Below are 22,025 nucleotides of genomic sequence, written 5' to 3'. Positions count from 1 at the left end.
TATGCGAAAGTTACCTTTAATTACCGCACTTACCGTTATTGCTTTGCAATCGGGTTATGTCGCAGCGCAAGTATGTTATAACGCCGTCACAGAGACCACCCCTGATAGCCGTTTTGTGATTAACGAAGATGGTACAGTCAGCGACAGCGCAACGGGCCTTATGTGGCAACGTTGTACATTTGGTCAAAGCTATAATAGTGAAACGGATACCTGTGAAGGGACCAGCCAGCAACTTACCTGGGGTGAGGCACTGCGCGGGGCTGAAAATGCAACCTTTGCTGATTACAGCGATTGGCATGTGCCAAATGTTAAGGAGTTAGCAAGCATTTTAGAGCACAGTTGTGTGCAGCCTAGTATTAACGAAACGGCGTTTTTATCAACTAAGCTGCAAAACTATTGGAGTAGCACTTCAGGGATCAGTCGCACTGATCTTGCTTGGGTGTATCAATTTGATAAAGGCATAAATAGCCTTCATGCAAAAACATCTGATGTTTATTTGCGTTTGGTGCGCTACGAAAAGTAATTTTTAATAACCTCTAACCGCGCTTGCTCAAGCGCGGTTTTTATTTCTGCCCCTTTAATACCTTGCGCAATAAACTGCTGCGGATTAACTGCACGCGCTTGCGCTGCTGCTTTTATTATTGACTCATAGCAGGCAACTGACTGTTGATGACTAACCTCTAAAACCTTTAATACCTGTTCAAAGCGTTCTGGGCGACGCCATAAATCAAGTTGATTAAAGCTGCTAAAAATAGCCTCGCTAGTCGGTTTTTCTGCGCTTAACGTTGTTTGATGTATTTGACTAAATAGCGCTAAATCACGTACTTCATTAGGTAAGCGTATGCTAGTTGCAATGGTATTTATCTCGTCACTTGAAAGCGATAAGGTGACTTGACTGAATAACACTGCAATGTCATTAATTTGCAGTTTATTAGCATAGGCAAAGCGTGCTTGTAGCGTGTTGTAAAGCTCATCGCACCACTTTTCTTCAAGCTCCGCGCTTACGACATGCAGACCGCCAATACTAGCAAGCACATTTAGAAACTCGCTAAATGCACCGTCACTGAGAGACTTTTCGCACTCTAACCACACTCGTTCAGCGGTGAGAGTGTTAAGTTCACCCGCCTTCACCATATCAATTAAAAGAGCTTTGGTTTCTGGAGCAATAGTAAAACCTAGGTAATGATAACGAGCTGCAAAACGGGCTACCCGTAATATTCTCAATGGATCTTCACTAAAGGCATCAGAAACATGACGAAGTAAGCGATTTTCTAAGTCTTGTTGGCCAGAAAAAGGGTCAATTAAGCTGCCATCTTCAGCTTGTGCAATGGCATTTACAGTGAGATCTCGGCGAATTAAGTCTTGCTCTAGTGTCACATCCGGCGCGAAATCACAAATAAAGCCGTTATAGCCTTGGCCTTGTTTTCGCTCGGTGCGAGCTAGCGCGTATTCTTCTTTACTTTGAGGATGTAAAAATACCGGGAAGTCTTTACCAACTTGTTGATAGCCTTGACTAATAAGTTGCTCAGGCGTTGCGCCAACCACCACATAGTCACGCTCTTTAATGTCACGACCAAGTAGGGCATCTCTGACTGCGCCACCGACTAAATAAACCTGCATAAAACACCTCTAATTTTGCCTTTTGGCTATTTTACGTTATTTAACCAATAAAATGTAAACAAGGTTTTAAGTAGCGAGGTTTTTTGCCATTATAGACCGTGATTTTAAACGCAAGGAATAACACGGTGTATTTAAGCTATTTTGGCTTGTCAGAAAAACCCTTTTCAATTGCCCCAAATCCTGAGTATTTATTTCTTAGTGAGCGTCATAAAGAGGCATTAGCACACCTTACCTACGGATTAGGTGAAGCGGGTGGCTTCGTTTTATTAACAGGTGAAGTCGGTACAGGTAAAACAACACTAACGAGAAGCCTGCAAGAGCAGCTACCTGAAAATACTCAAGTAGCACAAATTCATAACCCTGCTTTGTCACAGCTTGAACTGCTTGCCAGTATTTGTGATGAATTGAATATCGACTATGACAGCACTAATGCGACCTTAAAGACCCTCACTGATGTAATCAAAAAACACCTTGAGGCAAATAATCAAGCAGGCGGCCATACCATCTTAATTATTGATGAAGCACAACTACTCGCGCCAGATGTGTTAGAACAGTTGCGGCTGTTAACCAATATCGAAACAGATCATAAGAAGCTGCTGCAAATTGTGTTAGTAGGGCAACCGGAGCTTCAAGAGCTACTAAAACGCACTGAATTAAGACAACTTGCTCAGCGAATCACTGCGCGTTATCACTTATTGCCACTAACTGAAGGGCAAGTGTTTGCCTATGTTAAGCATCGTTTGTTTAAAGCGGGGACAGAACAAGCTTTATTCTCGGGTGATGCATTAAAAGCGATTTATCAAGTTACTCAAGGCGTTCCAAGGTTAATCAATTTACTGTGTGAGCGTTGCCTAGTCGGCGCGTTTTCTCAACAAAAACTGAGTATTGACAGTGAGCTTGTGATGCGCTCTGCCGCCGAAGCACTACCGCCAACCAGCACTCCTGTTGCTGCAGTAGAAAATAAAGAGCCGAGTTATGTTTGGCTTTATCCAGTTTCATTTTTAGCCGTATTAGGGATGGGTATTGGTTTATCCTACCTAATATAACGAGTTTACATTTATGTCATTATTATTAGATGCAATTAAACAGTCTGGTCAGCACGAACAAACCGCGGTTGATCACGATCAAGCTGCACTAGCGCTCAAACAACAGCAAGAACTTAAACGTTATCGTCGATTAGCTTTTTTATTTGGCCTATTACTAGCGGCAATATTAACGCTTATGGCTGGATTTTCGATTGGTAAATGGTTACAGAAAACTAAACCATTTGCCGAGCAGCCAAAGGTCGTTAATAACAATAATGAAGTGGCCGAAAGCACCTCGACTGAGATTAAGACAAGCCCTGAAAAAGAACAGCCTGCTAAACAAGAGCAAGTAGCACAAATTCAACCTCAGCAAGCTACAAATAATGCAGGACAAGCACCTGCGATTCAGCAAGGTCAAGTAATGCAACAAGCAGCGGTACAGCAACAAATGATGCAGCAAGTTCCGGTGCAAGGTCAGCAATATCAATGGGTGCAAGTGCCAGTTAATTCAGCTCCTGTGTACGCCAATCAAGGCTATCAAGTACAACCTCAGTACCAGCAACCGGTATACCAAAATCAGCCTGCGTATCAATCACAGCCACAGTTCTCGCAACCAATGCAGCAAATTAATCCTCAACAAATGAGTAGTAACGGTGTCGATTTAAGTAAATATAAGGTGCTTGGTAAACCACTCGGTAGTCAGCCAGTTCAACCTGTTTCTACATCATCAGCCAATGATGAGTTAAGAGATGTGCCAGATACATTGAAAGACGCTTTTGCTAAGGCTGTTGAAGATGTTGACAGCAAACGTAGTGTCGATATTACTCGAAGTACTAAAAACACGTCCTATGCAGAGCCTATTGAACTCTTGCCAGATGCATTACAAAGCCTTATTCCAACAATTAAATACCAAGCACACATCTATGCTTCAGAAACGTCTAAGCGTTGGATAAAGCTTAATGGCCGAGAGTTATATGAAGGAGATAACATCGGCGTTTTATCTGTGGTGGAAATCACCCCAGAGCAAACTTTATTAAGCTACGATGGTTATGAGTTTACATTAAAAGCATTACAAGACTGGCCTGAGTAGCCAGTCTTACTAAGGGCTAAGGTAAAATAGAGTTCTTAAAGAAGCGGATCAGATCGATATTAAAGTCAGTCGGTCTGACAGCTGCTTCTAAGCTATCGTGACAGCGGCTGTTTGCTAAATCGATATCTTGTACTTCGGTATAGTGTGCATGTTTGGCATTATAAAAAACCTTTACAGAGGGCTTTAATGGGCTGGTAGGGTTACTACGTGTTACCACTCCTAATTTTTGGCTTTCAAGTTTTACCAAGGTGCCAACAGGGTGAATACCGATACACTGTATAAATTTGGTTACTAGGTCTCCATCAAAGCTATCTGGGCAGCCATCTTTAAGTATCTTAAACGCCTTTATTGGCTCCATACCAGCTTTATAGACCCGCTCAGCGGTTAATGCATCATACACATCAACAATTGAAGCCATACGTACGTACAAGCTTATTTCATCAGCGCTTTTACCAAATGGGTAGCCACTGCCATCTAGGCGCTCATGGTGGAAGCCAGCTATATCAACAGCAATCCCGCTCAAGCCTGCTTGCTCTAAAATCTCTTTACTAAAGCGAGCATGATCTTGAATGGTTTTATATTCGTCATCTGTTAACTTGCCTGGCTTATTGAGAATTTCATCCGGAATATTAATTTTGCCGATATCGTGCAGTAATGCACCTGTGGCAATTTCTTGGATTATCGATCTTTCTATCCCTAAATGTTTGGCAAAAATACTCATTAAAATTGATACGTTGATTGAATGCTCAAGTAGATAAGCATCTTTCTCACGCATACGAGTGATACAGGCGAGGGCGTCTTGATTACGAAAAACCGAATCAATAAAACCGTTTGCTAGGTCTTTAAAAGGAGCTATATCAATTTTATTACCATCACGTATATCGTCAAAGGCTTTGTTTTGTAATGACTTTGCTTCGTTATATAAGCTATTTGCCTTACTCATTTCTGCCGACACACTATGAGTGGTGTGCCAGGGATCAAAAGCAGTGGTGTCGTCAGCAGGTTGTGGGTTATTTTGCTGCTCAACCACTTTATTCTCACTGTCTAAAGTCAGTGTTTTGTTTGGGTCGATAGCTATTTCTAATATGCCAGCCTTGATCAGCTTGTCTATGCTTCCCTGTGTTTTTACCCAACCTTGGTTTTTAATACGGATCTTGCCAGTCTGTTTCGTTACACTTTGGACAAACATGCCCGGCTTAAGTTGATTGATAGGGAGTGTTTTCAAGGCCTTTACTTCTAATCGAGTTCAATACTATAAAACTAGCAGAAAATTTGTATCTCGGTAAACAAGAATAATGAAAAGGTATCTTTAAAAATCAAAAAGCCCTCGCAATTGCGAGGGCTTTTATTTAGATCAGGAGGGGTTAATTTCCTTTAATCAATACGATTACTCGTCGTCTTCAACCAATGTCATTAGTGATGTGTTACCACCAGATGCGGTTGTATCAACACTAATTGTTTTCTCAGTTAATAAACGCTTGATTAGCGTGTCGTAGTACTCTGAGCTGATCACTGGCAGAATCGCACCTTTACGCTGTGCTAGCTGCTGGCTGAAGTAGCCTAAACGTGATGAGCGTGCAGCTACAACAGCACCAGCAAGGTGAGGATGTGCTAAAATTGCTTGTAACTGATTAGGTTTAGCAACTTGGAATACACCCTCAGCAATACCTGTTGAAATAAACTTATCTCTAAATGCAACTGCTTCATCAAAGAATAACTCAGAAGCAACCGTGATTACTGTGTTACCAGCAGCTAATGCTGTGATAATTGAAATTGCCCAGAAGTTAAACGATGTGCTCTTGTCGGCATAACAAACTACACAACCACGAGGCTCTAAGTGCAGCGTATTAGACTCACCCGTTGGCCCAGGCAACACAGTGTGTTTACGCATGTGTTTTTCAAGACGGTTAAGCTGTGCACGTGCATCAGCTAAGGTTAACGCTAAGTCATCAGCAAGTTCATCAATGATTTCAACAGTCGCTACTTTTGCAAGTAATTGACGAACAGCAGAAACTCGGTCGTTAAGTGGTGTTGCACGCCAGATTTTTTCATCACGTAATGAGTTATCCATCAGCTTAGCAACTTGCTCAGCAGCACCTGAGTAGTGGTGAGTATCTAACTCATCAGGTGTTAGATTTGTCATTTGTACGTTATCTGGTGATGCTTTTTCTTTCACAAGACGTTGTAAGTAGTTAGGGCCACCGGCTTTAGGGCCTGTACCAGATAAACCACGGCCACCGAAAGGTTGTACGCCAACAATCGCACCGATCATATTACGGTTGATGTAAACGTTACCTGCACGTGACATTTTCGCTAAGTACTCGCAGCGCTCTTCGATACGTGAGTGCACACCCATGGTTAAGCCAAAGCCAGTGCCATTGATTTGATCAATCACATTATCAAGCTCTGTGCCTTTGAAGCGGATGATATGTACACACGGGCCAAAAACTTCGCGTTTAAGCACCGATAAATCTTTGATCTCGTATAAACGAGGTGCAAAGAAATAAGCACCGTTTTCGCTGTTATCAGGAATTGCACATTCATAGTGAAGTGTTGCATTACCTTTTAAGTACTCAACGTGGTCAGTTAAGTTTTTAAGTGCTTTTTCGTCGATAACAGGACCGATATCCGTTGAAAGTAATGAAGGGTCGCCAACGTGAAGCTCTTTTAAAGCGCCTTTAAGCATCTCAATGATGCCATCAGCAACATCTTCTTGTAAGAATAATACACGTAGTGCAGAACAGCGTTGACCAGCACTTTGGAAACCTGAACTGATCACATCATCAACAACTTGTTCTGGTAGAGCTGTTGAGTCAACGATCATACAGTTTTGACCACCGGTTTCAGCGATAAGCGGTACTTGAATATCGTTACGCGCAGCAAGTGTTTGCGAAATGAGAGTCCCTGTTTCTGTAGAACCTGTGAACATAACAGCTTGAATTCGCTCATCAGGAACGATAGTTTTACCTACTTCGCTACCACGAGCAATAACAGGTTGTACAACATGCTCTGGTAAACCTACAGATAGCATAAGTTCAATGGTACGAAGAGCAATTAGGCTGGTTTGCTCAGCAGGTTTAGCAATAACTGTATTACCAGTTACGATTGCTGCGGCAACTTGACCTAAGAAGATAGCAAGCGGGAAGTTCCATGGGCTGATACATAAGATCACACCACGCGCTTCAAAGCGCTCATCTTCTGATAGTTCCTCAGCGCGTGCTGCGTAGTAGCGGCAGAAATCCACTGCTTCACGAACTTCATCGATACCATCTTGGGTAATTTTACCTGCTTCTTTAATACAAATAGCGACAAGTTCATCGTGGTGACGCTCTAGGATATCAGCAACGCGGCGTAGTAAGTTTGCGCGCTCTTTAACAGGTGTCTGTGACCATGATTCAAATGCTTTCTCTGCATTTTCTAAAAGTGCAGTCATCTCTTCTGATGATTGTAATTTCACATGACCAATGATTTCTTTATGGTTTGCAGGGTTCTTCACAGGGATAGAACCTTCAGGCACATCGCTTAATTCAATACGATGCTCTTCAAACCACGTATCAAGGTTTTCTTTAAATGGTGTGATTACATTGATGTCAGTCAAGTCCATGCCTTTTGAGTTAGCACGTTCTTCACCATATAAATCAATTGGCATTTTAATTTGCGTATTGTATTTATTACGTAAACCTTGCAGCGTTTCGACAGGATCAGGTAATAGTGATTCAACAGGCTTAGTGGTATCAACTATCGCATTTACGAATGATGAATTAGCACCGTTTTCTAATAAACGACGTACTAAGTACGCAAGTAAGTCTTCGTGCTGACCAACTGGTGCGTAAACACGACATTGAATTTTTTCTTTCTCAACGATTTGATCAAATAATGACTCGCCCATACCGTGCAAGCGTTGGAACTCAAAACCTTCGTTGTCGCCTTTCGCGACTTCTAAAATTGTTGCTGCAGTATATGCGTTGTGAGTAGCAAATTGCGGATACAGAACATCACGAGCTTCAAGTAGTTTGATAGCACACGCTTTGTAAGAAACGTCAGTGGTCGCTTTACGTGTGAATACAGGGTAGTGATCTAAACCATCTTGCTGAGTCGTTTTGATTTCGGTATCCCAGTATGCGCCTTTTACAAGGCGAACCATTAATTTACGACCAACGCGACGAGCAAGTTCTGCAACCCACTCAACCACAAAAATAGCGCGTTTTTGATATGCTTGAACTGCTAAACCAAAGCCGTTCCAGTTACCTAAATCGTCATCGCTAAATACTGCTTCAATCACATCTAGTGAGATATCTAAACGGTCAGCTTCTTCAGCATCAACAGTAAAGCCGATATCGTAGCTTTTCGCTGCAAGCGCAAGCTCTTTTAACTTAGGTACGATTTCAGCGATAACACGCTCGCGATGAGTGAATTCATAGCGCGGGTGAATTGCAGATATCTTAACTGAGATACCCGGGCTTTTGATTGGACCACGGCCATTTGCCGCTTTACCAATTGCGTGGATAGCAGTCATATAGCTTTGGAAGTAACGCTCAGCATCTTTCATGGTGCGCGCGCCTTCACCTAGCATATCGTATGAATATACGTAGCCTTTTTGCTCTTTATCCGCTGCACGTTCAATTGCTTCGTCAATAGTACGACCCATAACGAATTGCTTACCCATGATCTTCATCGCGAAGTTCACAGATTTACGAATAACAGGCTCACCTAGACGACCTATTGTTTTCTTAAGCACACCGAACTGTTGCTCTTTCGATTTGTCGCTGTAATTAACCATTTTACCGGTTACTAACAGACCCCAAGATGAGGCGTTTACAAATAAAGAATCGCTGCTACCTAAATGAGAGCTCCAGTCACCTTTAGCAAGTTTGTCACGAATTAGTGACTCTTGCGTCGCTTTATCTGGAACGCGTAATAGTGCTTCTGCAAGACACATTAAAACAACGCCTTCTTCACTTGAAAGTGAAAACTCATTTAATAGTGCATCTACACCGCTTTGACCATCCTGATCGCGACGGATATTTAAAACCATTTGACGAGCACGTTCCCACGCTCGGCTACGCGCTTTCACGCCTACTTCAGCCAAAGGCAAAATGTGATCAATAACCGCATTTTCGTCAATACGGTAGAAATCACGGATCTTTTGTCTAATTGGACATTCAGTTGTCAAATCGCCATTAAATAGCATATGTAACCCTCTGGTGTGTGGAGTCTAAAAAATGAACTAATTGCATTTCTTACCATTGATATAATTCGTGCATTCTAATTAAAATCCAGCAGAATATGCTGGTTAAATTTTTCGATTTACGATAATTTACAGGGCATACCGTTAACTTAGCCGCATAAAATTCTGTTATGACCAGTCCGAATAGATTACGCATGTTAGATCGCATCGATTTAGCAATTTTAGACGCTCTGCAAAAAAATGGCAGAATATCGAACGTAAACCTCGCAAAACAGGTAAACCTGAGCCCAAGCCCATGTCTAGACCGTGTAAAACGTTTAGAGCAAGAAGGCTACATCGAAGGCTACTACGCAAAGCTTAGCGAAGGTAAACTTAACCAGAGCTTGTTAGCACACGTGCAAGTATCCTTGGTGACATCTAATACATCTGTTTTTAAAGTGTTTCGCGAGTATATTTTAAATATTCCTCAAGTCGTTGAATGTGACATGGTTGCTGGTGGCTATGACTATTTATTAAAAGTGCGAGTCTCAGATATGGATGAATACCGCCAAGTGCTTGGAGATTTAGTTGATATTCCAGGGGTTGGTACACATCATACTTATATGGTTATCGAAAAAATTAAACAAGATACCGGACTTAGATTCGATATATAGATACAAAAAAAGCACCAATAGGTGCTTTTTTGCAGTTTTACCGGTTATGCCCAGCCGTCATAGCGTTTACGGCGAGATAACACTACAGTTAGGATAATGCCTAACAGTAAACCAATAAATGCAATGGCACCGCCATAAGTTAATAGCTGGCGTTTCTCTTTAGCACTTGCGGTTTGTTTTGCATTACGCTCAGACTCGATGGTGTTCTTAAGGGTTTCGATTTGCTTGCTAAGTGCTAGGTTTTGATCTGTCAGTGCTCTATTTTGTTCTTGTAATTGCGGCAGCTCAATCTCTGCTTGACGAAGTTGCTCTTGCATTAACGTCATATCATTATTTAGGGCTTGAAATTGTTGTTGGATACCTGCATTTTCGGTTACGAATTTTGCTTCTACCCAGCCTTCACGATCTTTATCATCACGAATTTTAAAGTAACCATTATCTTCATCCGATAACAACATAACTTGTGTGCCTGCATCGACTGAGCCCAGTATACGGTAGTTTTTGCTTGGACCAGAGTGCATAAAGGTGTACAGGTTATCGACTATATAGGCGGTGTTTTGGCTGTCGCTGCTTGGCGCTTCTTCTGCGTAACTAATAAAAGAGGTGGCCGCAAGGAGCAACCCAAAAATACACTGTTTTAACATCAATCTACCTTGTTAATGTGATCTTGCCTAGAAGTGGCTAAATTTATAATTTCTTTAAGTATAGAGATAGTAGGGATTTCAACTATCAATAGCAAGGCTGATATTGTAATCCGTGATTAGACTTGGTCGCAAAAATCAGGAAAAAATTTGCATTAAGTAGCTGCTTTGTTTATTTTGAGCACTTATTTATTTTAAATGTACTCCGCAAAACGAATGGATACTGAGATAGAACTGAAGTTTTTGGTGTCAGATGCCGTTGTTCCACTGATCCCCGCATTAATTACCCAATTTGCAAAAACCGTTACTAATAAACCGTCGCGAAGCTTACAAAATGCTTATTACGATACGCCAAGCCGAGAATTACGTGCTTTAGATATTGGCCTACGTACTCGTTGTTGCGATAGTGATTGTGAGCAAACCATCAAACTTGCCGGCGAAGTGGTTGGTGGTCTTCATCAGCGCCCTGAATACAACTTACCACTCACAGGTAATCGCCCTGATTTACTTGCTTTTGATGCCGCTATTTGGCCGCATGGAATGCAAGTGTCTGCCATTGCTGAGAATCTATACCCAATTTTTAGTACAAATTTCATTCGCCGTACATGGTTACTCGAAACCGAAAATGGTGCAAAAATTGAAGTGGTGTTAGATAAAGGTGAAGTTGCTGCATCGGGTCAGGTTGAGCCAATTTCTGAACTTGAAATCGAACTTATCGAAGGTAGCCGCAATGAACTGTTTGCATTAGCGGATAAATTAGTTAGTGAGAGTCATGTTCGCTTAGGTCTTTATTCTAAAGCTGCACGTGGTTATGGGCTTGCCGATGACAAGCCATTAAAAGCAAGTAAATCAATCGGCTTTGTGCCGTTAAAACGTGATGCTACGCAAGAGCAAGCATTAATCGAAAGTATCAACTACGCGATTCGTTTTGTACAAAAACATGAAGCGTGTTACTTCATTAAACCGAGTTTAAAAACGCTTAAGCGTGTGACCGACGGTATTCGTTTAATTCGTCATACATTTTGGCTTTTTGACGACATTGTTAGCAAAGACGACACTGAATCATTGCGCACTGAGTTAAAGTGGTTATTAAGTGAATTAGCTTGGGTTGAAAATGCAATTCAGCTAAAAACGTACACTTCAAAGCGCCATGCATACTACAAAAAGATCAACAGTGCGCCAGAGCTCACACAGGTTATTAATGACTTAAAAGAACTACAGCCAAGCATTGACGATATTGAAACACTATTCCATAGCACCCGATACAACCGCTTGCTATTACAGCTAACGACGTGGTTAATTGAAAAGCAATGGCGCAAATCATGGGGGCAAGCTGAGTTTCAGGCTGCGGAAAAACCGGTTGCCGATATTGCTAAGCGTTTATTTGCTAAAGATTGGCACGACATGCACGAGCTCATTCCTGAGCAGCAAGTGTTTACAGATAAAGATTATTTGGCACTGCGCACGCGTCTTGAAAACTCATTACTTAGCGGCAACTGCTTAGGGGCTTTGTTCGATAGAGAAGATCGAAATGAGTTTCGTATGCCGTGGGTCGATATCTCGCATGGTATTTATGAGTTAAGTACCCTTGAGTACTTAAAGCAATTATGTGCAGGACAAGACGACTTAGAGCTGACAAAAATTCAATCATGGCTTGATCAAAAGTCTGAATTTTTAGTGAGTGCAATGGAGCAAAGTCGCCACGCTTCATTTAATACAGACCCTTACTGGCTGTAAATTAATGCGCTTTGGCCTATGGATTGGGTTAGCATGGTTGAGTTTATCGGCATTTGCTAATCCTATCGAATGGAAAACTTACAAACAGCAAGACGATATTAAAGTTAGCTACAAAAAACACGACACTGGCATTGTAGAAATTAATGCCTATGTGCTGGTTAAAAATGCCAAAGCAAGTGACTTTATGGCGTTGTTAAGTGATACCGACAATGCACCAAATTGGCTTGAAAATGTAAAAAGCGTGACCTTAATGGAGCGCTTAAGCCCCTCGGAAACGCTTGTTTACACCCATTTTAATTCGCCTTGGCCGGTGTCAGACCGAGATTTAGTGAGTTACTCTTGTTATCATGCTTTGGATGAACACAAAACAGAGTTACAAATCAAAAGCCAACCGTATGCAAAAGCCGAAGTTGCAGGCATTGTGCGTATTAAAGACCTTACCGCTTATTGGCGTTTAGAAGAGCAACAAAGCAATTTGTTGGTACGCCATCAAGCCTATGCAGATCCAAGTGGCTCAATTCCCCGCTGGTTAAGTAATAAAGTGTCGTTAAAAAGCGTCTATAAAACTCTAGAAGCACTCCGAGAACAATTAGCTAATAATCAATTTTCTCGTATCAAATCACCCAGCCGTATCGGTTCATGCCCTCATTTTGAGTAGTAATACAAAAATATTACATATAATTACAATAGATTGATTGAATTCGTTCCTTTTTTAAGTACACTCTGTTTCGTTTTTATTACAGGGAAATTGTATTTATGGAACTTAAGCCGTTTGCTACAAGTCGGTGGTATGCCTTTGTTGAGGAAAATACTCGGTTGGCAATGTTATGGCTAGCTGGTGTCACTTTATTTATGGCATTTAGAGTGTTTTTCTTATTCTATTTTTATGACCATCTTAGTAGTCCTTTAACACTCGATACATTTGCAACGACATTAAAAGCAGGCTTTGCCTTTGATTCTGCTGCTGCTGGTGTTTGCTTAGCAATTCCATTTATTTTTAACTGTTTCTTACAACCAATTCGAAAATCGCATTGGGTTGCTAGTGTTCGTCATTACAGTGCTCAGATATATCTTAGTTTAAGCGTGTTACTATGTGTTGTTAGTGTGACCTACATAGCTGAGTATGGTAGTCAGTTTAATTACTTCATGTTTGAAGGGCTGCATGACGATCAGGCCGCAATTCTCAAGACAGTCGCTATGCAATATAAACCATGGGGTAGTGTCATTACATTATGTGTTTTATTGTATTTTTCATTTAACATTTGCAATTGGATTAATCGGCATCAGCTTCATGTACTGAGTAATTTGTTTACGGATTGTAAAGTCAAGCGCACAGTGCTTGTTATAATCATGGTTGTTTTAACAATTTGTGCTGTAAGAGGGTCTTTTGAATCTCGCCCTGCAATGCGCAAATGGTCTGCAGTGACACCAGATCCTTTCGCCAATAACTTAGTCATAAATCCGTTGAGAAGCTTTATATACGCAATCAGAGATTATAATGAACTTCAGAGTCATGGCGCTAACTCCAAGAATCCTTATTTAGCTAATGATCAATCTATTAGCGAACCGCTAATTAATTTAAAGCATACTACAACTGGCGTACTTACTACGCAGCCATCGAGAATATTTCTTATCATAATGGAAAGTTATGATTCGTGGCCATTGCAAGAAAAGTATTTTGGGCTAGGTCTTACAACACAGTTACAAAAACTGGCTGAAAAAGGTTTGTATTTCCCAGATGCATTGCCTGCAGCGAGTAGCACAATGAACTCGCTTTCAAGCATCTTATCCGGCATTCCTTATGCAGGCGTTAATATGAGCAAGATTGGCCCACAAAAACCAGCTAGTCCAATGTCGTTATTCGAGCAATTGGAACAGCAAGGCTATCGCAGCCAGTTTTTTTATGGGGGGTTATTGTCTTGGCAGAATATTGGGACATACGCAAAATCACAAGGTGTTGATAGATTATATTCAGCAGCAGACATGGGAGGTAAAGGTTCAGCAGGTGTGTGGGGTATAGATGATCAACAACTATTCGAACTGGTTGCTAATAAAGCGAAAGAAAATACCTTTAATGTTGTAATGACAACCAGTTATCACGGGCCTTTTAATTTAAATTTAAAACAGTATGGCTACCCCTTGGAGTCTATTGATGATTACCCTTCAGCATTACGAGAGTTAAACTCAGAACTTTTGTCGCCCTATACACTTGGCCACCTTTGGTATGCGGACCATATGCTTGGAGAGTTTGTTGATAAGATGGAGTCGCAATACCCTGATGCACTTTTTGTTATTACTGGCGATCATTACAGCCGTCGTTACATTCATGACCAGCCTAATTTATATGAACTCACTCATGTACCCATTGTTTTTTATGGTCAAGCTATACAGCAACTAAAGGCAGAACCGCAGCTGGCCAGCCATATGGATATTGCTCCTACTATTTTGAATTTGGTGGCAAAGCCAAATAGTGCATTCTATAGCGTTGGTAAATCACTATTATCACCAACAACAGACCGGACAATTTATGGCTTTCAGACAGCTCGCAAAGGACAACAATTATGGCGAGGTGACTTTTCGGGGATTTATGAATATCATTTGATCAACGAAAAGCAGCGATATGATGTGCGTTACAACAAACAAAGCACACCTTTTGCAAAAATAGATAACGCAACATTCAACGCATATAACCAATATATGGGCATAGCGTGGCACTTGTTGCTAAAAGGCGAGCAGTAGGAAAAGCATGAAAGAACCAAAAATTCCCTTGGTTAATAAGCCAAATGGTATTGGTATTGGACGCATTTTTAAAGCAACTAAATGTTCAGTTAAAGGATTTAAAGCGGCATTTAAAGAAGAGTCCGCATTTCGCTCTGAAATCTACCTAGGGGTGTGTTTATTACCTTTATCAGTCGTGTTTGCACAGTCGTTGAATCATTGGTTAGTGTTGTTTATTCCTTACTTGTTATTATTAATTGTTGAGTTACTTAACTCGTCAATAGAAGCGCTCACTGACCGAGTAGGGATTGAGTATCATGTATTATCGGGAAGGGCTAAAGATATGGCTTCTGCGGCAGTGACATTGAGCTTGCTTATTCTTGCTTTAGTTTGGGGTGTCGCAGTTTACGAAAAGATAGTGAGTTACTTATAAATCAGACACAAAAAAAGCGCCAAACGGCGCTTTTTTCATTTTATCAAACCTATTACAGGCCAGCAGCTGCGCGAAGTGCGTCTGCTTTGTCTGTACGCTCCCAAGGGAACTCATCACGACCGAAGTGACCGTATGCCGCAGTCGGTTGATAGATAGGACGCTCAAGATCAAGCATTTGGATTAAGCCGTAAGGGCGTAGGTCGAAGTGCTCACGTACTAATTCGATTAGACGCGCTTCTTCTAATTTACCTGTACCAAATGTCTCGATGCTGATAGACGTTGGCTCTGCAACACCGATAGCGTAAGAAACTTGTAGCTCACATTTGTCAGCAAGGCCAGCAGCAACCACGTTTTTAGCAACGTAACGAGCAGCATATGCAGCTGAACGGTCAACTTTTGATGGATCTTTACCAGAGAAAGCACCACCACCGTGACGAGCCATACCACCGTATGTATCAACGATGATTTTACGACCTGTAAGACCACAGTCACCCATTGGGCCACCGATTACGAAACGGCCAGTTGGGTTGATGAAGAACTTAGTTGCGCTTGAGATAAGCTCAGCAGGAAGAACCGGTTTAATGATAGTTTCCATTACCGCTTCAACTAAGTCGTTTTGTGAGATTGAATCACAGTGTTGAGTTGAAAGAACAACTGCATCAATGCCAACAGGCTTGCCATTTTCGTATGCAAACGTTACTTGAGATTTTGCATCTGGGCGTAACCAGTTAAGCTCACCGCTTTTACGAACTTCAGCTTGACGCTGAACTAGACGGTGTGAATAAGTGATTGGTGCAGGCATTAAAACGTCAGTTTCGTTACATGCATAACCGAACATTAGACCTTGGTCACCAGCACCTTGCTCTTCAGGACGAGCACGGTCAACACCTTGGTTGATGTCTGGAGATTGCTTACCGATAGTATTTAGGATTGCACAAGAGTCAGCATCGAAACCCATGTCAGAGTGCGTGTAACCGATTTCACGTACTGTTTTACGTGTGATTTCTTCGATATCAACCCAAGCGCTAGTTGTGATTTCACCACCAACCATCACCATACCAGTTTTAACGTAAGTCTCACATGCAACACGGGCATGAGAATCTTGCTCTAAGATAGCATCTAGAACCGCGTCAGAGATTTGGTCCGCGATTTTATCCGGATGACCTTCAGAAACAGATTCAGAAGTAAATAAATGTTTTGCCATTGTATTTCTGCTCACAAATATTGCGCTTCACAAACGTCGGTAATAGCGCTAAAAAATTAAGGGGCGTATTTTATCTAAAACAAATATGTTTGCATAGTAATTTTACGCCTAGACGTCCATTTAAAATTACTAATAACGTATTGTTCTTAATAAACGCCCATAATTGGTGCATTTAATGCGGATTTTTAATTGCACTGTACCCTTACAATAAGTAAGAATGGGGCTTCATAAACAACCAGCGCAAATACATAAAGGTAGGAGAATTCATGCCATCACGCAAAGAACTTGCAAATGCTATTCGCGTCTTATCAATGGACGCAGTACAACAGGCCAAATCTGGCCACCCTGGCGCCCCTATGGGCATGGCAGATATCGCGGAAGTACTATGGCGCGATTATCTAAAGCACAACCCTACGAATCCAGAGTGGGCAGACCGCGATCGATTTATTCTTTCGAATGGTCACGGTTCAATGCTGATCTATTCTCTACTGCACTTAAGTGGCTATGACTTACCACTAGAAGAAATTAAAAACTTCCGTCAAATGCACTCAAAAACACCAGGTCACCCAGAGTATGGTTACGCTCCTGGTATTGAGACTACTACGGGCCCATTAGGTCAAGGGATCACAAATGCAGTGGGCATGGCAATCGCCGAAAAAGCGCTAGCTGCACAGTTTAACCGTGAAGGCCACGATATTGTTGATCACTTCACGTACGCATTCATGGGCGATGGCTGCTTAATGGAAGGTATTTCTCACGAAGCCTGTTCATTGGCGGGTACATTAGGCCTAGGTAAACTAGTTGCGTTTTGGGATGACAATGGCATCTCAATTGATGGTGAAGTAGAAGGTTGGTTCAGCGATGACACACCAGCACGCTTCAAAGCATACGGCTGGCACGTAGTAAGCGATGTAGATGGTCATAACCCAGATGCAATTCGCGCCGCAATCGAAGAAGCTCGCAGCATTACTGATAAGCCATCACTCATTTGTTGTAAAACAGTGATTGGTTACGGTTCACCTAACAAATCAGGTAGCCATGACTGTCACGGTGCACCACTAGGCGAAGACGAAATTAAAGCATCTCGTGAGTTCCTAGGTTGGACTGGCGATGCATTTGAGATCCCTGCTGATATTTACAGCGAGTGGGATGGCAAAGAAAAAGGTAAGCAACTAGAAGCAAGCTGGGACGAAAAATTTGCCGCTTACGCAAGCGCATACCCTGAACTTGCTGCTGAGTTTAAACGCCGTACAAATGGTGAGTTACCAGCTGATTGGGCTGAAAAGTCACAAGCTTACATCGAAGAGTTACAAGCAAACCCAGCAAACCCAGCAACTCGTAAAGCATCACAAAATGCATTAAACGCGTTTGGTCCATTATTACCAGAATTCATGGGTGGCTCTGCTGACCTTGCTGGTTCAAACTTAACACTTTGGGATGGTTCAAAAGGCTTAGAAGCAAACGATGCAAGCGGTAACTATATTTTCTACGGTGTACGTGAATTTGGTATGTCAGCGATTATGAATGGTATTGCACTGCACAAAGGCTTTATCCCTTACGGCGCTACTTTCTTAATGTTCATGGAATACGCTCGTAACGCAGTACGTATGGCGGCATTAATGAAGCAGCCGAGCATCTTCGTATACACGCATGATTCAATTGGTTTAGGTGAAGATGGTCCAACGCACCAACCAGTAGAGCAAATTGCTAGCATGCGTTTAACGCCAAACTTAGTGAACTGGCGCCCATGTGACCAAGTTGAGTCTGCAATTGCGTGGCAACAAGCTATTGAACGTAAAGATGGCCCAACGTCACTGATTTTCACTCGCCAAGGCCTTGAGCAACAAACGCGAACTGCACAGCAGTTAGCTGATGTGAAAAAAGGTGGTTACGTACTTAGCTGTGACGGTGAGCCAGAACTTATCCTTATTGCAACAGGCTCTGAAGTACAGCTTGCACAAGATGCCGCTGCAGAACTTCGTTCACAAGGTAAAAAAGTACGCGTGGTATCTATGCCTTCAACTGATTTATTTGATGAGCAAGACGCTGCTTATAAAGAAAGCGTACTACCAGCAAGCGTAACACGCCGCGTAGCAATTGAAGCGGGCATCGCAGACTACTGGTACAAATACGTAGGCCTAAATGGCGCAGTAGTTGGTATGACGACCTTCGGTGAGTCAGCACCGGCAGGCGAACTATTCAAGCACTTTGGTTTCACTGTTGAAAACATCGTAAACAAAGCAAACGCTTTGTTCTAAGCTTTAGCCGCTAAAATTTAAAAGTCCGCCCTGTATAACCACAGCGCGGGCTTTTTTATGCCCCGTAGGTTGGGTAGAGCGGAGTGAAACCCAACGGTTTTAGCTCTCAGCTTTCAGCCGTCAGCTTTAAAAATTCCTCACCGTAGGCGTGAAATTTATTTGGCGGGAAAAGTCATGTTTCTAAGTTAAATACCAGAAGTCAGATTTGAGTTTGCTACTTTCGCCTTTTAAATGAAGGCTATGCGCCAAAAATTGGATTCACATCCATACTTTTGTGGAGAATACGGATAATCTCAATATTTTGACTGCCGATTTGACGATAAAAGATTACGTGGCTTCCTTGTGGAAATTTTCTGTAGCTATCGCGAATTTCGTCACAGTCTTTATCAATTTCAGGGTTTTCGGCTAATAGCCAGAATATGTCATCAAACTGTTTTAGATAAATATTTCGCTGTTTACGACCCCTGCGTCGAGATGTAAACAAGGCTGCATCTTTTAAATCAGATTTTGCCTTGTTAGTTAACTAAAATGGCCTCATTTTATTTCATTTTTATCTAATTCATTGATAAACGAATCAAGGTCATAATCCGCAACTCCACTATTTTCACCTTCAATAAGTAATTGGCGTAAAGTGTTCATTTTCGTTTTTTGGCTTTCAAGTAAACGTAAAGCGGCGCGTATGACTTCACTTGCTGAGCCATAGCGGCCGCTTTGGAGTTGATTAGCAATAAAACTGTCAAAATGGTCACCCAAAGTAATGCTAGTGTTTTAGCCATGATATAGCCCTAAATACCAATAGATACCTAAATATGGTATCGGTTTGAGCTTGGATGCAAGCCGCGTTACAAAGCGTTAAAGCCATATTCTTTGAGGTTCCATTAAAACGTAAAACGATCCATTCAGATACTCGCGCTAAAGCCTGTCCTACAACAATTGTACGATCTTACAGCTAATCCGGCTTGATTATTTCTCACCCAGCCCTACTTGAATACTAAACCGACAACTGGCAATGTTTATACGTTAATAACAAAACATCTCAGGAGTAAGTATGACTCAGTTTGACAGTGTAAGTGTTGTAAAAAAAGCGAATGTCTATTTTGATGGAAAAGTTTCGAGCCGTGTTGTGCTATTTGCCGATGGCAGCACTAAAACATTGGGCTTTATGCAGCCAGGAGAATTTGAGTTTGGCACAAATCAAAAAGAGCACATGGAGCTGCTAGCGGGAGAGTGGCAAGTATTACTGCCTGGCGAAACACAGTGGCAAACCATGAAGGCGGGAGATTCATTTAATGTAGACGCGAACGTTACCTTCCGCGTCAAGGTAACTGATTTCGCAGATTATTGTTGCTCGTACACTTAATGAGCAGATGTTAACCTCTCTGAACAGCCCGTGTGGTGCGGGCTTTTGCATACTTTATCCGCAACGCATGATCTAAATCATCAGTGGTTACAATCAATTACTAATTATCTGCAATTTTCGCTTGTGTTAATTCAATTCGCCCCCAATACTAACTGTGAGGTAACAATAAAAAAGGATACCCTATGAAGATTAATATTTCTGGTCATCATGTTGACGTTACTGACTCTGTAAGAGAGCACATCAACGAGAAGTTCTCGAAAATTGCAAGCCATTTTCCATCACTAATATCTCTTGATATTATTCTTTCAAAAGAACATCACAAACATCAAGCTGAGATCAGCACAACCTATGAAGGTGCAAGTTTATCAGTAAAAGCTGAGGATGATGTGATGTACCCAGCAATTGCAAGTGCCGCAAAAAAACTAGATGCATCTCTGAAGCATCGTAAAGGGCAAATGAAAGCCAAACTACACGAAAAGCCGGTCAGTACTACACCGGAAATTGCCCACGAAATCATTCAGGAAATGAATCTGAGCTAATTATAATTCGCCAGTCCAAGTGACTAGCCTTAAAACTTAACCTAAAAAAGCCAACCGTTGCGAAACGCTTGGCTTTTTTAGTCTTATTATTCAGCCTTCAGCCGTCACTCAGGTTGAAATTCAAAAAGTTAGCGAGTTACTAGGGGAAAGAGTAAAGTTAGTGAGTTACTTGACACATATTGTAAGTTGTCTAGAGTTGCTAACTTGCTCTGCTTCCAATCTCACCTAAAACGCTGTAAGTTGCTTGTAACTAAGAATAAAACACACAAAGCGTATGCAATCAGCAGTATCAAATTGGCAATCTAAATTAAATGCTCTAGGGCCGGGTATTTTAATGGCTACAGCCGCCATTGGTGGCTCACATCTAGTAGCATCAACACAAGCAGGGTCGTTATTCGGCTGGCAGCTATTTTGGCTAATCATTGTAGTAAACGTATTGAAGTACCCATTCTTTCGATTTGGCATGGAGTACACACTCGCGACTAAGCAAAGTTTAGTTGAGGGCTATAAGCAAAAAGGGCCTGGGTATTTCTATAGTTTTATTGCGCTTAATATTGTTGCCGCTGTGGTGAACACTGCAGGGGTTTTATTATTAACGGCTAGCCTGCTGCACTACGCATTACCTATTACTATTTCTGTAACCTTATTATGCTGGCTGATTTTGGCTGTATGTTTGCTTATTTTGTTATTGGGGCACTTTAAAGCGCTCGATAATGTTTCTAAGCTAATTATGGGGCTGCTAACGGTTACAACAGTAGCTGCGTTGATAGTAGCGATTAATAATGGCGTTATGAATAATGGAACAGCGGCGTCTGTTGACTATGTGGGCCCGTCGCCTTATGAACTTGCCATGCTTGGCTTTATGGTTGCTTTGATGGGCTGGATGCCTGCACCTATCGAAATATCAGCAATTAGCTCACTGTGGCTAAAAGAAAAGCAGCACCAACAAGCGGTGACAAAACAACAAGGCTTGTTTGATTTTAATTTGGGTTACTGGCTTACCGCAGCACTGGCGCTCGTGTTTTTCTCACTAGGTGTATTAGTGCAATATGGCCAAGCACAAGCTGTGCAATTAGGTGGCGTGGCCTTTGCTAAGCAGCTAATTGATATGTATGCCCTCACTATGGGCGAGTGGGCAAGGCCGCTGGTTTCGGGTATCGCTTTTTTATGTATGTTTGGTACCACGCTAACAGTGCTTGACGGCTACGCCAGAACATTAAATGAGTCGCATAAACTGCTATCGATTAAACAATCTAAACATAGTTTAAATATGTGGTTATTACTGCAAGCATTTGCTGGCATGGCAGTGATTTTATTTTTTAAATCAGCCCTTGGGCCAATGCTTACTTTTGCAATGACCCTCGCTTTTGTAACGACTCCCGTATTTGCATGGCTGAACTTTAGTTTAGTGCGCTCAGAACCTAGCATTCATCACTCACCCTTATTACGTACCCTAAGCTGGCTGGGTTTGCTTTATTTAGTTGGCTTTGCGCTGGTGTTTTTGGTTTGGAAGGTAATGTAAAGGGAGCTATCAGCTATCAGCTTTCAGCCGTCAGCTG

At 41.8% G+C, this 22,025-nt stretch carries 19 protein-coding genes; 12 read left to right on the top strand and 7 right to left on the bottom strand.

The genetic code is table 11. The features are described from left to right. Position 1 precedes the first annotated feature (1 nt). Positions 2–523 (top strand): Lcl C-terminal domain-containing protein, encoded by a 522-nt coding sequence (locus QUE86_RS04530; protein ID WP_130050676.1) that lies wholly within the window; start codon positions 2–4, stop codon positions 521–523. Here QUE86_RS04530 and QUE86_RS04525 read toward each other — a convergent pair. Further along, on the bottom strand, positions 511–1,620 hold the full coding sequence (locus tag QUE86_RS04525; protein ID WP_239976501.1) for a tRNA nucleotidyltransferase/poly(A) polymerase-related protein: 1,110 nt from the start codon (positions 1,618–1,620) through the stop codon (positions 511–513). The genes QUE86_RS04530 and QUE86_RS04525 overlap by 13 nt on opposite strands. A gap of 125 nt (positions 1,621–1,745) precedes the next feature. Between QUE86_RS04525 and QUE86_RS04520 the strand changes: the two genes are divergently transcribed. Beyond that, positions 1,746–2,666, top strand: coding sequence for an ExeA family protein (locus QUE86_RS04520; protein ID WP_130050678.1), 921 nt, complete (start codon positions 1,746–1,748; stop codon positions 2,664–2,666). A gap of 13 nt (positions 2,667–2,679) precedes the next feature. Continuing rightward, positions 2,680–3,735 (top strand): general secretion pathway protein GspB, encoded by a 1,056-nt coding sequence (locus QUE86_RS04515; RefSeq protein ID WP_286259477.1) that lies wholly within the window; start codon positions 2,680–2,682, stop codon positions 3,733–3,735. A 16-nt stretch (positions 3,736–3,751) separates the two neighbouring features. Here QUE86_RS04515 and QUE86_RS04510 read toward each other — a convergent pair whose 3' ends face one another. Together QUE86_RS04510 and putA are read right to left on the bottom strand one after the other, a co-directional pair. Then, positions 3,752–4,960, bottom strand: coding sequence for a cyclic di-GMP phosphodiesterase (locus QUE86_RS04510; RefSeq protein ID WP_130050680.1), 1,209 nt, complete (start codon positions 4,958–4,960; stop codon positions 3,752–3,754). A gap of 162 nt (positions 4,961–5,122) precedes the next feature. Continuing rightward, complete coding sequence (putA, locus tag QUE86_RS04505; protein WP_130050681.1) at positions 5,123–8,926, bottom strand: bifunctional proline dehydrogenase/L-glutamate gamma-semialdehyde dehydrogenase PutA; 3,804 nt, start codon at positions 8,924–8,926, stop codon at positions 5,123–5,125. Positions 8,927–9,093: 167 nt separating this feature from the next. Here putA and QUE86_RS04500 point away from each other — a divergent pair, with 167 nt between their 5' ends. Then, a complete protein-coding gene (locus QUE86_RS04500) occupies positions 9,094–9,576 on the top strand; it encodes a winged helix-turn-helix transcriptional regulator (protein ID WP_130050682.1) in 483 nt (160 codons plus the stop codon). A 44-nt stretch (positions 9,577–9,620) separates the two neighbouring features. On the opposite strand, the gene QUE86_RS04495 is transcribed toward QUE86_RS04500, so the two are convergent. Continuing rightward, on the bottom strand, positions 9,621–10,220 hold the full coding sequence (locus tag QUE86_RS04495) for a TIGR04211 family SH3 domain-containing protein (protein ID WP_130050683.1): 600 nt from the start codon (positions 10,218–10,220) through the stop codon (positions 9,621–9,623). A gap of 213 nt (positions 10,221–10,433) precedes the next feature. Here QUE86_RS04495 and QUE86_RS04490 point away from each other — a divergent pair, with 213 nt between their 5' ends. The 4 genes from QUE86_RS04490 to QUE86_RS04475 all read left to right on the top strand — a co-directional run bounded on the left by QUE86_RS04490 (position 10,434) and on the right by QUE86_RS04475 (position 15,105). Further along, the gene (locus QUE86_RS04490; protein WP_167658545.1) at positions 10,434–11,954 is read left to right on the top strand and encodes a CYTH and CHAD domain-containing protein; all 1,521 of its coding nucleotides are present in this window, start codon (positions 10,434–10,436) and stop codon (positions 11,952–11,954) included. Positions 11,955–11,958: 4 nt separating this feature from the next. Next, the gene (locus QUE86_RS04485) at positions 11,959–12,612 is read left to right on the top strand and encodes an START domain-containing protein (protein ID WP_286259471.1); all 654 of its coding nucleotides are present in this window, start codon (positions 11,959–11,961) and stop codon (positions 12,610–12,612) included. A gap of 98 nt (positions 12,613–12,710) precedes the next feature. Next, positions 12,711–14,693, top strand: a complete 1,983-nt coding sequence (locus QUE86_RS04480) for an LTA synthase family protein (protein ID WP_286259470.1) — start codon at positions 12,711–12,713, stop codon at positions 14,691–14,693. Between the two features lie 7 nt (positions 14,694–14,700). After that, complete coding sequence (locus tag QUE86_RS04475; RefSeq protein WP_286259468.1) at positions 14,701–15,105, top strand: diacylglycerol kinase; 405 nt, start codon at positions 14,701–14,703, stop codon at positions 15,103–15,105. Positions 15,106–15,157: 52 nt separating this feature from the next. Here the strand turns inward: QUE86_RS04475 and metK are convergent, their stop codons facing one another. Beyond that, entirely contained in the window at positions 15,158–16,309 is a 1,152-nt protein-coding gene (metK, locus tag QUE86_RS04470) for a methionine adenosyltransferase (RefSeq protein ID WP_054551125.1), read from the bottom strand. Positions 16,310–16,575: 266 nt separating this feature from the next. On the opposite strand from metK, the gene tkt reads away from it, so the two are divergent. Then, the gene (gene tkt, locus QUE86_RS04465) at positions 16,576–18,567 is read left to right on the top strand and encodes a transketolase (RefSeq protein ID WP_130050689.1); all 1,992 of its coding nucleotides are present in this window, start codon (positions 16,576–16,578) and stop codon (positions 18,565–18,567) included. A gap of 238 nt (positions 18,568–18,805) precedes the next feature. Here the strand turns inward: tkt and QUE86_RS04460 are convergent, their stop codons facing one another. Then, the gene (locus QUE86_RS04460; protein WP_233786757.1) at positions 18,806–19,051 is read right to left on the bottom strand and encodes a type II toxin-antitoxin system RelE/ParE family toxin; all 246 of its coding nucleotides are present in this window, start codon (positions 19,049–19,051) and stop codon (positions 18,806–18,808) included. A 50-nt stretch (positions 19,052–19,101) separates the two neighbouring features. Beyond that, positions 19,102–19,320 (bottom strand): type II toxin-antitoxin system ParD family antitoxin, encoded by a 219-nt coding sequence (locus QUE86_RS04455; RefSeq protein ID WP_130050690.1) that lies wholly within the window; start codon positions 19,318–19,320, stop codon positions 19,102–19,104. 295 nt (positions 19,321–19,615) lie between these two features. On the opposite strand from QUE86_RS04455, the gene ppnP reads away from it, so the two are divergent. The 3 genes from ppnP to QUE86_RS04440 all read left to right on the top strand — a co-directional run bounded on the left by ppnP (position 19,616) and on the right by QUE86_RS04440 (position 21,988). Next, positions 19,616–19,927, top strand: coding sequence for a pyrimidine/purine nucleoside phosphorylase (gene ppnP / locus QUE86_RS04450; RefSeq protein WP_130050691.1), 312 nt, complete (start codon positions 19,616–19,618; stop codon positions 19,925–19,927). Positions 19,928–20,109: 182 nt separating this feature from the next. Beyond that, the gene (hpf, locus tag QUE86_RS04445) at positions 20,110–20,466 is read left to right on the top strand and encodes a ribosome hibernation-promoting factor, HPF/YfiA family (protein WP_130050692.1); all 357 of its coding nucleotides are present in this window, start codon (positions 20,110–20,112) and stop codon (positions 20,464–20,466) included. Between the two features lie 334 nt (positions 20,467–20,800). Beyond that, a complete protein-coding gene (locus QUE86_RS04440) occupies positions 20,801–21,988 on the top strand; it encodes an NRAMP family divalent metal transporter (RefSeq protein WP_434784473.1) in 1,188 nt (395 codons plus the stop codon). Positions 21,989–22,025 lie beyond the last annotated feature (37 nt).

Source organism: Pseudoalteromonas apostichopi (genome assembly GCF_030297135.1).
Taxonomy (GTDB): domain Bacteria; phylum Pseudomonadota; class Gammaproteobacteria; order Enterobacterales; family Alteromonadaceae; genus Pseudoalteromonas; species Pseudoalteromonas apostichopi.
The sequence above is the reverse complement of the archived record's forward strand: the minus strand, read 5'-3'. Positions and strand labels throughout refer to the sequence as shown.